Below are 13,165 nucleotides of genomic sequence, written 5' to 3'. Positions count from 1 at the left end.
GATTATCTGGCGATTAATTCTACCTCAAATGTTTTGTCCCAGTTCTTTCCTGTGATAAAAAATGTTTTCCTTGATTTATTATAGGCAATACCGTTTAGAACATCAAGGGCGGGGTGTTGTTTTACTTTATCTTTTAGTCCTGAGAAATCGATCACTCCCTCTACAGCACCATTTTCAGGGTTGATAATAATACCAACTTCTTTTTCGAACTGCCATGTATTGGCATAGATTTTACCGTTTACATATTCAAGCTCATTTATTTTCTGAAGTTTTGTTTTGTTGGTGTATACTTCAATGTAACTTTCCTCTACAAGGGTATCCGGATCTAAAGTCCAGATACGTTCTGTTCCGTCACTTTTGAATAATTTTTTTCCATCATTACAAAGTCCCCAGCCTTCTTTGCTATGATCGTACTTAAAAGTATTTAATTTTTCAAAAGTGTTCACATCGTAAACAAATCCTGTATTGCCTTGCCATGTAAGCTGATATACTTTATCATTTAAGATGGTAATACCTTCACCAAAATAGGCATTGGCTAATTTTATCTCTTTATAAGGTTGTCCTGTTTTAAAGTTAATTTTTCGAAGTTTTGATAAGCCATTACGACCCGTGCCTTCAAAAAGTGTGTCCCGGTAAAATTCGAACCCCTGAGTAAAGGCTTCAATATCGTGTGGGTACTCATTAATAATTTTATAAGTATATACCTTTGGAGCCGTATGATTAAAAACAGTAAAGCTTTTAGAGACCGTAATCATTTCACCTTCTGTTTTAACTGAAGCTTCGAGCAGGTGTTTTCCCAGTTTTATGTCTTCAAGTCTTAATGTGTTGTCTGTAATACTGACCTCATTGCCATCAAGCTTATACGAGACACCTGAAATCGTTAAATCTTTTGGGTTTTTAATATAGACTTTTATAACATCATTCAGGTGGATGTTCTTTTCCGGGGCCTCAATATTTATAGATAATCGATTTTTTTTTGTAGCGTGTTTCCCGTTACAGGCCATAAAGAAAACAGGTAAAAAACTGAAAATTAAAATTTTATAAAATTTCATCTATACGGTAATTTTTTGTTGCAAGGTATTCAATAAAATTAAGAAGTCGAAATGGTTGTAAAAACTTAAAAATATTGTACCTTTGCACCCGGCAAGTCCTACACGACCAGCTCCTGTAGAATCCCCCAGGGTGGGAACACAGCAAGGGTATACGGTTGTAGCGGTGCGATGTAGGTAGCTTGCCTTTTTTTATGCCTTATTTTTTCCTTTTCTTGGTATTTTGTTTGTTTCTTTGTTTCCCAGAATTTTAACGCAAAACTATGTCTAAAGTTGTTTTAATTACCGGGGGATCGTCCGGTATCGGGAAATCTATCGCTGAGTTTTTGACACATAAGGGGTTTACGGTCTATGGTACCAGTAGAAATCCTGAACGGATTCAGGAGGAATTACCTTTTAAGCTGGTAAAACTGGATGTAGGAGACGCTTCGACTATAGCGACTGCTGTTGCGACCGTTGTCAGGAATGAAAATCGACTGGATATAGTAATTAATAATGCAGGAGTTGGTATTACCGGACCGATAGAAGAGACCCCACAGGAGGAGATACATAAAGTGTTCAGTACGAATCTATATGGCCCGATCGAAGTAATGAAGGCCGTATTGCCCCAGATGCGTAAGCAACACAGTGGTTTGATAATTAACATAACTTCTATAGCAGGGTATATGGGATTGCCATACAGGGGGCTTTATTCTGCCTCTAAAGGAGCGCTTGAGCTGGTTACAGAAGCGATGCGTATGGAAACGAAAGATTTTGGTGTACAGATCACCAATCTGGCTCCGGGTGATTTTGCAACGAATATTGCGGCAGGGCGTTATCATGCACCGGTAACAGAAGGGTCTCCTTATAAAAAACCTTACGGAGATACATTGAACCTGATCAATGATCATGTTGATGACGGAGGGAATCCTGCTGATGTAGCCAGGACCGTATACACCATCATTAACACGCCTAAGCCTAAAATTCATTATAAGGTGGGGGCTTTTATGCAGAAGTTCTCTATTGTTCTTAAGCATATTTTACCTGACAAAGTTTACGAGAAACTATTACTGAATCATTATAAGTTGTAGTTTTGCACAAAGTTTAAAAACACAACTAAATATTTATATCAGATGAAGTTTTTTATCGATACTGCAAACCTGGATCAGATTAAAGAAGCTGAGGCTCTAGGTGTATTGGACGGAGTTACTACAAACCCGTCGTTGATGGCAAAAGAAGGAATTACAGGAAGAAACAACATATTAAAGCATTATGTTGATATCTGTAATTCGGTTGAAGGAGATGTTTCTGCCGAAGTAATAGCAACAGATTTTGAGGGCATCATTAAAGAAGGTGAGGAGCTTGCAGAGTTGCACGAGCAAATTGTAGTGAAAGTTCCTATGATCAAGGATGGCGTTAAAGCACTTAAATATTTCAGTGATAAGGGAATCAGAACTAACTGTACATTGGTGTTCTCTGTCGGACAAGCAATATTAGCTGCTAAAGCAGGAGCCACTTATGTATCTCCTTTTATTGGCCGCTTAGATGATATTTCTACAGATGGATTGCAGCTGATTGCTGACATCAGGCAGATATATGACAATTATGCTTTTGAGACTCAGATTTTGGCTGCTTCAGTTCGTCATACGATGCACGTGATTGATTGTGCCAAGATCGGAGCAGATGTAATGACCGGGCCTTTATCGTCTATTACAGGATTGTTAAATCATCCGTTAACCGACATCGGACTTGAGAAGTTTTTAGCAGATTACAATAAAGGAAACAGCTAAAGAAAAAGTAAAAAGCATTGATTTTAATAGAAGGCTTTAAAAAATAAAAACCCCGCTCTTTTGAACGGGGTTTTTGCTTTTTATCTGAGTTCTGCACCGAGCTGTTTTTCAAAACTGCTTTGGAGTTTACTCATTATTTTATCGATCTCTTTATCCTTTAGGGTCTTTTCATTGTCCTGTATCGTAAAGCTAACTGCGTAACTCTTCTTTCCTTCAGGAAGTTTATCCCCCTGGTAAACATCAAAAAGGTTAACGTTCTTAAGTCGATTACGTTCACTTTGCTGAGCAATATTGTATATTTCCTTAAAGGTGATGTTGTTGTCTATTAGCAAGGCAAGATCTCTTTTTACTTCAGGATATTTAGGAATGTCCGTAAATTTAAGTTTATTATAAGTTGCAGCTTCTAAAACTTTATCCCAGTTAAATTCGGCATATAGTACTTCTTGTTTAATATCGAAGTGTTTCAGGATCGGTTTTTTAACAAGGCCAAACTCGACGAGTTTCAGTTTACCAAGACTTAACGAAAGTCCTTCTGAGAAGATATCCGTTTTTATCGGAGATGCCTTAAGGTTCGTAATACCTAATCTTTCAAGGATGGCTTCTACAATTCCTTTTGTATAAAAGAAGTCTCCCTTTTGGATTGGGTTTAACCAGTTTTCTGCATTTTTGTTTCCTGAGACAAAAACACTCATCCTTTTGTTTTCTACTCTTCCATTTTCATAATTGTGGTAGGTTTTGCCAAACTCAAATAATTTAAGATCAGCTTTCCGTCTATTGATATTGTATGAAACGGCTTCCAGGCCGTTAAATAATAATGACTGGCGCATTACTCCAAGATCGGCGCTTAAAGGATTTAGCATTTCGACATTGTGTTCTTCTTTAAGGCTTTCCGTTAATGCTGTATATCCGGCCGAAGTTAATGAATTGGACATGATCTCGTAAAATCCTTGGGCTACCAGCTGGTTTCCGATAATATTCTGAAGTTTATAGTCTTCGAATCGGGAAGTAGGGGATACAGAAGCATTTAGCTTTGTATTGATTTCAATCTTGTTATACCCGTACACTCTCAAGATTTCTTCAATCACATCAGCTTCTCGCTGAACATCAACTCTGTATGAAGGGATGGTTAAACCAATTCCGGTTTCGGTTACATTATTGATTTTTATTTCCAAAGACATTAAAATGGATTTAATGGTTTCTTTGGGGATTTCCTGACCAACAAGGCTGTTTACTTTTTCGTAGGTTAAGAATACCTGAAAGTCTTCAAACTTGGTAGGATACAAGTCGACAATATCGGCAGTAACCTCACCTCCGGCAATTTCCTGTATAAGCAGGGCAGCCCTGAGCATTGCATACTTGGTGAAATTGATGTCGATCCCCCGTTCAAACCTAAATGAAGCATCGGTATTGATAGCATGTCTTTTTGCTGTTCTTCTGACAGATACCGGATTGAAATATGCACTTTCAAGAAATACTTTAGAAGTGTGTTCCGTAACACCGGAGTTCATCCCTCCAAGCACACCCGCGATACATAATGGTTTTTCGGCATCACAAATCATCAGATCATCAGCACTTAATTCTCTTTCAACTTCATCAAGCGTTATAAATTTGGTACCGGCATCCAGCGTTTTGACAATGATTTTATCACCGGTGATTTTGTCAGCATCGAAGGCATGTAAAGGCTGTCCTAATTCGTGCAAGACATAATTGGTGGCATCGACTATATTGTTTTTTGGGGTTAACCCTATTGCTTTCAGCCTGTTTTTAAGCCAATTTGGCGATTCTCCAACCTTCACTCCTGCAATGGTAACTCCGCAGTAGCGTGGAGCCAGGTCTTTATCTTCGACCTCTACGTCTATTTTATAAGTTCTGTTATTAACATGAAAACTACTTACAGACGGAGTTATAAGCTGAAGGTTCAATTCTTTTTGAAGCAAACCGGCTCTTAAATCACGGGCAACACCATAATGGCTCATGGCATCTGCCCTGTTTGGTGTTAAGCCGATCTCAAAAACAGTATCGCTTTCAATTTCAAAAAGTTCGGCACAAGGGGTTCCGGGAGTAAGGTCATCACTTAAAACCATAATCCCGTCATGACTTTCTCCGATGTCTAGTTCGTCTTCGGCACAGATCATACCGAAACTTTCTTCACCTCTTATTTTTCCTTTTTTAATTTTCCAGGGTTCACCTTTACCATCATATAAAACAGTGCCAATGGTAGCAACCGGTACTTTCTGTCCTGCTGTAACATTCGGTGCACCACAAACTATCTGAACCGTGGTGTCATTTCCAATATCTACTTTGGTTACTTTCAATTTGTCAGCATTCGGATGCTTTTCACATTCCAGTACATGACCGACCACAACTCCTTTTAATCCTCCTTTCACGGATTCGAAGGTTTCAACTCCTTCAACTTCGAGTCCTAAATCTGTTAAAAGTTCGGAAGTTTTATCTACCTCCCAGTCTAATGAGATAAATTGTTTCAGCCAGTTGTAAGATATTTTCATTTGTATGCTTTTATTATAACAATTTTATATGATTGCCGGACGGGTTAATGAATATCAGAAACATACTGACAAAAAACGATCCAACGGAGGGCAAAGATATAGTAATGCAGGTAGTTCTCAAACTGATAAAAATATTTTTATCCCCTTAAAACATCTAATTCTTTACTGTTACCGTATATTTTTATGTAACAATAGTTTAATTACGAACCGTATTAAGTATGAAATCATTAAAATTTTTGGCATTGGCCGGTCTTATGGCTTTTGCTGTTAGTTGTGAAGACACAAAAAAGAAAGAACAGGAACAAGTTGATAAAGCTGTAAAAACCATTGATTCTGTAGAAACAGCCATTGAGGAATCTGCTGAAACTTTAAAGAATGTGGCAGATGACGTTCACGATGCTGTAAAAGAACTGGATAGTATTTAAAATCTATTCTAATTAACTCAAAAATCACATATATGAAAATGTATAAATTGATAGTATCGACATTTGTACTTGGATTTTTACTTTGTGGGCCTATTGTAAATGCTCAGGGGAAGTCGATAGAAAAAAAGGCTAAAGAAGCCGCCGAAAAGGTAGATAAGCAGGCGAAGGATATTAACGAACAGGCTGAGAAAGCTAAAGACCAGGCAAAGGATAAAGCTGATCAGGTTCATAAAGATGTTAAAGAGAAAGCTGAAGAAACGAAGGTTCAGGCGGAAGAAGTAACGGATAAAAAAGCAGAAAAAGCGAAGGAAAAGGCTGTTAAGGAAGTTGCCAAGGCGGAATCTAAAGGAAATTCATATGGCAATAACAAGGATGAATTATCAGGTAAAGCGTTTGGGCAAGCCCGTGCTGCTGAAGCTAAAGAGATGGTCTCTTCTCATGAGAGACTCCTTTCTGATAAAGAGGCAGCGTTGAAGAACGGCCGCCAGAAGGTAGCCGAAGCCAGAGAAAGATTAAACAAGGCTAAGGAAGAAGGTAGTTTGGAAGACGAAGTGATTAAAGCGAAAGAGGAGAAGATCACTAAGGTGGAAGAAAAGCTTAACGAGCTTGATGAAACTATCAGAAACAGCAGAGAATCTATTGAAAAAGAAAAGGAGCGTTTGAAGAAGATCGTGTTGCCACAGGGCGATAACAATTAAATAGTTTTTATTGAAGTAGTTTAAAAGCGGACCCTATGTCCGCTTTTTTTATTCCATACAGAGGATTTAATACCCTGAGGTAGTTTCCTTGATAGGTGAGATTTCCCGACAACATATCAGGAGCTTTGAGATCGTTTATTTTAACTGATATAGTTCCAGATATTTTTATGCTTGGCCAGTTGGGTATAAGTGTAGCGGAGGATAGCATTTTCTTCTTGAGTAAGATTCGGGTCATTTTTTAATATTCTCATAGCATAGTACCTGGCTGTTTTAAGAATGTCATTATCTTTTACGATATCAGCGATTTTTAAATTTAGTACTCCGCTTTGCTGGGTGCCCATGATATCTCCGGGGCCCCTGAGCTTAAGATCTACTTCTGCGATCTCGAATCCGTCGTTTGAGCTGACCATTGTTTCAAGGCGTGTTTTTGAATCGTTACTGAGCTTATGGCCGGTCATCAGGATACAAAAACTTTGTTCAGCGCCACGTCCGACCCTTCCCCTTAGCTGGTGTAATTGGGATAATCCGAAGCGTTCTGCACTTTCGATGATCATAACAGAAGCATTCGGAACATTTACACCTACTTCAATTACTGTTGTCGCTACCATGATCTGGGTTTCTCCGCTGACAAACCTCTCCATTTCATGATCTTTGTCTGCGGCTTTCATTTGCCCGTGTACTATGGAGATTTGATATTCAGGTTGAGGAAACTCTCGGGCGATGCTTTCATAACCGTCCATCAGATCTTTATAGTCGAGTTTTTCAGATTCCTGGATTAGAGGGTAGACAATATAGACCTGTCTTCCTTTTTCGATTTCATCCTTTAAGAACCTGAAGACCTTTAAGCGATTGCTGTCATACCGATGAACAGTTTTAACCGGCTTTCTGCCAGGAGGCAATTCGTCGATTACAGAAACATCCAGATCGCCGTATAAGCTCATAGCCAAAGTTCTCGGAATAGGGGTTGCAGTCATAACGAGAACATGAGGAGGGGTATTGTTTTTATGCCACATTTTTGCTCTTTGAGCCACTCCAAACCGGTGTTGTTCATCGATAATGGCCAATCCTAAATTTTTAAATTTTACTTTGTCTTCCAGAACAGCATGGGTACCGATAAGGATGTCCAGCTCGCCACTTTCGAGGGTTTCATGGATTGTCTTCCGTTCAGAAGCTTTACTTGATCCGGTGAGTAAGTTTATGTTGATACCGAGCCCTTTAATAAGTTCTAAAAGACCATTGTAATGTTGCTGTGCAAGAATTTCGGTAGGGGCTATTAAACAGGTCTGGCACCCATTGTCTAAGGCCAGCAACATAGACATGAGCGCAACCATTGTTTTGCCCGATCCTACGTCTCCCTGGAGCAAACGGTTCATCTGGGCACCGCTGCCTAAATCGTTTCTTATTTCTTTTATAACTCTTTTTTGTGCATTTGTCAGCTCGAATGGCAAATGGTGATTAAAGAATTCTGAAAAGTGTTCACCAACTTTATCAAATACCAATCCTTTTATTTTTTGCTTGCGGACCAGGTTCTTCGAAATCAGTTGTAGTTGAATATAAAACAGCTCTTCAAATTTTAAGCGAAACTGAGCTTTGGTCAGTAGCTCCTGACTTTTAGGGAAATGAATGTTAAATAAAGCTTCACTTTTGGAAATCAGATTCAATTCGGTGAGCAGCGGATTGGAGAGTGTTTCCTGAAATTTGCCCCGGGTTTCAATAAAAAGCTGCTGCATTACCTTGTTTACCACCCGGTTGGTAATTCCTTTATTATTAAGTTTTTCAGTAGAGGGATATACAGGCTGCATGGCGGTACGAATACTTTGTTTGTGTGCTTCCAGTAATTCCATTTCCGGATGGGGCATATTGTAAACTCCGTTATACCAATTAGTTTTGCCGAAAACCACATAAGGCTGGTTGATTTTAATACTCTCCTTAATCCATTTATGACCTCTGAACCATACAAGTTCCATAGTACCGGTATCATCGGCAAAGGTGGCAACCAACCTTTTTCCTCTTTTTTGTTCTACCGTTTTTAAATGAATGATTTTGCCTATAATCTGAACATCGGCACCATTGCGTTGTAATTCCTTTATTTTATAGTATCTGGTTTTGTCGATATAACGGTTCGGGAAAAGATTGATCAGATCCTGATAGGTATGAATGTCTAACTCTTTGCGTAAAAGACCGGCCCTGTTCGGACCAACTCCTTTTAAATAGTCTATCGGGGTTTGTAGTATGTTGAGGCTTTTGTTCACGATTACGAAAATATGAATAAATTATAAGGTTTGTAATAGTCAAAATCGTTTAAAATGATGTTTTCTGATGATTACTTTTCCGGTTGTATTCGATATTTCAATATCTTTTATATATTTTGGTGTTAAATACAAAAATATAATATGCGCAGACTTTTACCCGATAATCGAGATTTATCCCGTATAGCTATCGGAAGCTCCGACACAAGTCCCTGTGAAATGTTCCCCAGGAATTTCACGGGACTTACGTCGAAATATTTTAGGAGTCTTTTCGGTTCGTACCTTCCGGGATTGTCCCTGGGTAGCTTGCTTCTTTTTTGTTTAACAGGAACGTATTCTGCTTTGTCTCAATCGCCAAAAGGTCGAGATACAGATGTATTATCCGGCAAGGTTTCAGTGGTTATAAATCCTTATCAGGCAATAGTTGACGGTACGGTAAGCTATACCCTGAAAGTGTTAAGGGATACCGATTTGATAGCAGTTGATGCACGTGACATGAATTTTTCGGAGGTGATGATGAATGGTAAACGAGCGAAGTATGATTACGATGGTAATAAACTCATTTTACGTAAAAAGCTGCATCAGCATAAAAAATATGAATTAACTGTGGTTTACCGGGCACAGCCTGCCAGGGCCATGTACTTCGCAGGGTGGAATACCCGGAGTGGGGAAAAGGAACTATGGACCCAAGGACAGGGGAAATATACGAGTCACTGGCTGCCGAGTTTTGATGATATGACTGAGAAGGTAGCGTTTGATCTGACAGTAACATTTGATAAAAAATATGATGTTATTGCAAATGGAAGCCTGGCAGCTGTTAAAGAGCTCGGAGATAAGAAAGTCTGGAGCTTTCAGATGGATAAGCCTATGAGTAGTTATTTGCTGGCAATGGCGATCGGAGCTTATAAAAAGAAGGTTGTTACGGCTGATAGCGGGGTGCCGATAGCGTTGTTTTACAAAGCAGATGACGAAAGAAAGTTTGAACCTACGTATCGGTATTCTAAAGAGATTTTTGATTTCCTGGAGCGTGAGATCGGAGTTCGGTATCCGTGGGATGTCTATAAGCAAGTGCCTGTAAAGGACTTTTTATATGCCGGGATGGAAAATACCTCGGTCACTATTTTTTCAGATAGTTATGTTATAGATTCGACAACTTTTGTGGATAAAAATTATGTAAATGTGAATGCTCATGAACTCGCTCACCAATGGTTTGGGAATATGGTTACTGAAGTAAGTGGTGAACATCATTGGCTGCATGAGGGTTTTGCAACGTATTATGCATTATTGGCCGAAAAAGAAATTTTCGGGGATGATTATTTTTATAATGCGTTATACGAATCTGCAAAACAATTGAAAGGCTTGAGCGATAGTGGCAAAGGAGAGAGTTTACTGGATCCTAAAGCGGGGAGTTTAACCTTTTATCAGAAGGGAGCGTGGGCACTTCATATATTGAGGGGATTGACCGGAGATGAAAACTTTCGGACAGGAGTGAAAAACTATCTGAACAGGCATGCGTTTAAAAACGTTATGGTAGAAGACTTCTTATCGGAAATAGAGCAGTCAAGCGGAATGGATCTGACAGAGTTCAGGAAAGTATGGTTAGAGGATACGGTGTTTCCGGTAAAAAGCGCATTTGAAAATTTAAAACAAAATAATACGCTTAACAATCTGATCGGACTAAAATCAAAAAGGAAACTTAGCAATAATGATTTTGACAGGTTTTCAACTATAGATGCTATACTTGATACCGATAGTTATTATACGATAAAGCAGGAAGCTGTATTGCAATTGAGTAAAATACCTTTGTCGGAAGCAATTCCTTTATATAAAAAAGCTTTTGCCACAGAAGATATTAAGGTGAGGCAAACGATATCAATAGCCTTGGATAGCATTCCACTTGAACTAAAATCTTTTTACGAGGGTTTGTTGTCTGATAAAAGTTATACGACTGTTGAAAATGCTCTTTTTAATTTGTGGAGGAGTTTTCCGGACGAAGTTTCGAAATACCTGGACAAAACAGAGGACCTTAACGGCTTTAATAATAAAAATATACGGATGTTGTGGTTAACACTGGCAATCATTACCGAAGATTATAATCCTAAAATGAAAACAACCTTTTATGAGGAATTGTCGGGTTATACTTCGCCTGGTTATACCTATGAGGTACGGCAAAATGCATTTATCATGCTTAATGAATTACAGGCATTTACCGATGACAACTTAAAGGATCTGGTAAATGCAAGCCTTCACCATTCATGGCAATTTGCTAAATTTTCCAGACAACTTTTAACCGATTTATTAAATGATTTAACATATAAAATTAGATTTAATACAATTATTTCGGAACTTGACAGTAAAGAACAAACCTTTTTAAAAAGCAAATTGTAATGAGAGCTTTGGTAATTTCGGGTGGCGGCAGCAAGGGTGCATTCGCCGGCGGAGTAGCTCAATATCTTATTGAAGAACTGGGAAAAGATTATCAGCTCATCATCGGAACCTCGACAGGAAGTTTACTGGCTAATCATCTGGCTTTAAACAGGGTTGAAAAAATAAAAGAAGTATATACCTCGGTTACCAACGACGATATATTTAACAAGTACCCATTTACGATAAAAGAGAAGTATGGTACCAAAAATGTGGGTATCAATCATATAAATGTACTCAGGAATTTTTTGAGAGGGAGTAAAACATTTGGAGAAAGCTATAATTTGCTGGAACTTATCAGGGATACATTGACAAAAGAGGAGTTTCTGGCATTGAAGCAATCGGGGAAAGAAGTGGTAGTGACGGTCAGTAATTTATCGATGAATGAAGTGGAGTATAAATCAATACTGGATTATGATTATGATGAATACTGTGAGTGGATATGGATTTCGGCTAATTACACTCCTTTTATGACCCTGGTGAGAAAGAATGGTTGTGAATATGCTGATGGGGGAATAGGGAGTATGGTGCCTATTGAGGAGGCTATAAAACGAGGTGCCACTGAAGTTGATGCCATTGTTTTACAGACAGAAGTGACACATCTGAACAGGATGCCGTCGAGAAATGCATTCTCGTTATTAACAAATATGTTTGCTTTTATGCTGGATCGTATTGAGAATCAGAATATAAGAATAGGGAAATTTGTTGCAAGTAATCAGCATGTGATCTTGAATTTTTACTATACCCCGGTGGTCTTAACTACAAATTCATTAATTTTTGAAAAGGAAAAAATGACCAAATGGTGGCAAAGAGGTTTTGATTTTGCTAAAATTAAGAATCAGGGCGCATCCGAAATATAAAAACCAAAAACAAACCAATATGAAAGCACTAGTAATAAGCGGAGGAGGAAGTAAAGGAGCTTTTGCCGGGGGAGTAGCACAATATTTAATGGAAGTGGAGCAAAAGGATTACGACCTTTATGTGGGAACCTCGACAGGGAGTCTTATAATACCACATCTGGCAAATCGCGACATAGAAAAACTATATGATATTTATACCACGGTTACACAACGCAAGATCTTCAGTAACAACCCATTTGTTATAAGAAAGAAAGGGGATAAAGAGTATGTTGCCATGAACCATATAAACGTTTTGTGGCAGTTGATAAAGGGAAAAAGAACTTTTGGAGAAAGTAAAAACCTAAGAAAAAACATAAAGCGCAATTTATCGCCTGAGGCATTTAAAAAATTAAAGGACAGTGATAAAGATGTTGTTGTGACGGTAAGCAACCTATCTAAGAACAGGGTCGAGTATAAGTCGATAAAAGATTTTGGATATGACGATTTTTGTGACTGGATCTGGATATCCTGTAACTACATTCCTTTTATGTCTTTAGCCAGTAAAGATGGTTGTGAATATGCAGACGGAGGTTTTGGAAGTGTGGTGCCGATCAGGGAAGCCATAAAACGGGGGGCTACAGAGGTGGATGCTGTAATTCTCGAAACTGAAAATATGGAGTATAACAAGGTGCTTGGAAAAAATCCATTTTCACTAATGGTCAATTTATATACGTTTGTCCTGGACCAGCTCGAATACCATGATATTGTAGAAGGAAAATTGGCAGCAATGAATAAAAACGTAAAGCTGCGGACCTTTTATACGCCTAAAAGACTTACAGATAACTCACTGTATTTTAATAAAGAGCTTATGAAAGAGTGGTGGAAACAAGGTTTTGGCTATGCTAAAGAACGATTGGAAGCAGAGAAAAAGCAGGGAATTAAAAAAATAGACTTAGCCGGGTGAGTATTGCTCAGCAAATGAGCGTAAATCTATAGAACTGTGTGTAAAATTGTGGTGATTGGTATTTTGAAATATTCTTAAAGTAATTTCAGGTGATTTGTGTTGAACAGTTTTAATTTTATCGTTTAACAACATGTCCGGCCATAATCATTCAGAAGGGTATACCCCGGGCTTGTCACGATGGATTGTATTATGAAGGAGGATGTCTGGAAAAATCTTATAATTACTAAATGTCAGGTTGGGC

At 38.4% G+C, this 13,165-nt stretch carries 10 protein-coding genes and 1 other RNA gene; 8 read left to right on the top strand and 3 right to left on the bottom strand.

The genetic code is table 11. The annotated features are described in order from the left end of the window. Nucleotides 1–2 precede the first annotated feature (2 nt). The gene (locus MQE36_RS14020) at nt 3–1,052 is read right to left on the bottom strand and encodes a glutaminyl-peptide cyclotransferase (RefSeq protein ID WP_242936601.1); all 1,050 of its coding nucleotides are present in this window, start codon (nt 1,050–1,052) and stop codon (nt 3–5) included. Nucleotides 1,053–1,141: 89 nt separating this feature from the next. Here MQE36_RS14020 and ffs point away from each other — a divergent pair. The 3 genes from ffs (at nt 1,142) to fsa (ending at nt 2,818) form a co-directional block, all read left to right on the top strand. After that, an RNA gene (gene ffs, locus MQE36_RS14015) (signal recognition particle sRNA small type) lies at nt 1,142–1,240 on the top strand. Between the two features lie 72 nt (nt 1,241–1,312). After that, the gene (locus MQE36_RS14010) at nt 1,313–2,119 is read left to right on the top strand and encodes an SDR family oxidoreductase (protein WP_242936600.1); all 807 of its coding nucleotides are present in this window, start codon (nt 1,313–1,315) and stop codon (nt 2,117–2,119) included. A 42-nt stretch (nt 2,120–2,161) separates the two neighbouring features. Then, a complete protein-coding gene (gene fsa / locus MQE36_RS14005; protein ID WP_242936599.1) occupies nt 2,162–2,818 on the top strand; it encodes a fructose-6-phosphate aldolase in 657 nt (218 codons plus the stop codon). A gap of 80 nt (nt 2,819–2,898) precedes the next feature. Here the strand turns inward: fsa and pheT are convergent, their stop codons facing one another. Next, nucleotides 2,899–5,325: a phenylalanine--tRNA ligase subunit beta gene (pheT, locus tag MQE36_RS14000; RefSeq protein WP_242936598.1), complete on the bottom strand. Its 2,427-nt coding sequence runs from the start codon at nt 5,323–5,325 to the stop codon at nt 2,899–2,901. 218 nt (nt 5,326–5,543) lie between these two features. Here pheT and MQE36_RS13995 point away from each other — a divergent pair, with 218 nt between their 5' ends. Then, nucleotides 5,544–5,750, top strand: a complete 207-nt coding sequence (locus MQE36_RS13995; protein ID WP_242936597.1) for a hypothetical protein — start codon at nt 5,544–5,546, stop codon at nt 5,748–5,750. A 32-nt stretch (nt 5,751–5,782) separates the two neighbouring features. After that, nucleotides 5,783–6,448: a F0F1 ATP synthase subunit B family protein gene (locus MQE36_RS13990; protein ID WP_242936596.1), complete on the top strand. Its 666-nt coding sequence runs from the start codon at nt 5,783–5,785 to the stop codon at nt 6,446–6,448. 140 nt (nt 6,449–6,588) lie between these two features. Here the strand turns inward: MQE36_RS13990 and recG are convergent, their stop codons facing one another. Next, nucleotides 6,589–8,700, bottom strand: coding sequence for an ATP-dependent DNA helicase RecG (gene recG / locus MQE36_RS13985; RefSeq protein ID WP_242936595.1), 2,112 nt, complete (start codon nt 8,698–8,700; stop codon nt 6,589–6,591). Nucleotides 8,701–8,841: 141 nt separating this feature from the next. On the opposite strand from recG, the gene MQE36_RS13980 reads away from it, so the two are divergent. Genes MQE36_RS13980 through MQE36_RS13970 form a run of 3 tightly spaced genes read left to right on the top strand, consistent with a single transcriptional unit; the run spans nt 8,842 to nt 12,924 of the window. Beyond that, nucleotides 8,842–11,085 (top strand): M1 family metallopeptidase, encoded by a 2,244-nt coding sequence (locus tag MQE36_RS13980; RefSeq protein ID WP_242936594.1) that lies wholly within the window; start codon nt 8,842–8,844, stop codon nt 11,083–11,085. Next, nucleotides 11,085–11,981 (top strand): patatin-like phospholipase family protein, encoded by an 897-nt coding sequence (locus MQE36_RS13975; RefSeq protein WP_242936593.1) that lies wholly within the window; start codon nt 11,085–11,087, stop codon nt 11,979–11,981. Before MQE36_RS13980 ends, MQE36_RS13975 begins: the two co-directional genes overlap by 1 nt. 19 nt (nt 11,982–12,000) lie before the next feature. Further along, on the top strand, nt 12,001–12,924 hold the full coding sequence (locus MQE36_RS13970) for a patatin-like phospholipase family protein (RefSeq protein WP_242936592.1): 924 nt from the start codon (nt 12,001–12,003) through the stop codon (nt 12,922–12,924). Nucleotides 12,925–13,165: the final 241 nt, after the last annotated feature.

The sequence above is a fragment of the Zhouia spongiae genome (assembly GCF_022760175.1).
Classification (GTDB): Bacteria; Bacteroidota; Bacteroidia; order Flavobacteriales; family Flavobacteriaceae; genus Zhouia; species Zhouia spongiae.
The sequence above is the reverse complement of the archived record's forward strand: the minus strand, read 5'-3'. Positions and strand labels throughout refer to the sequence as shown.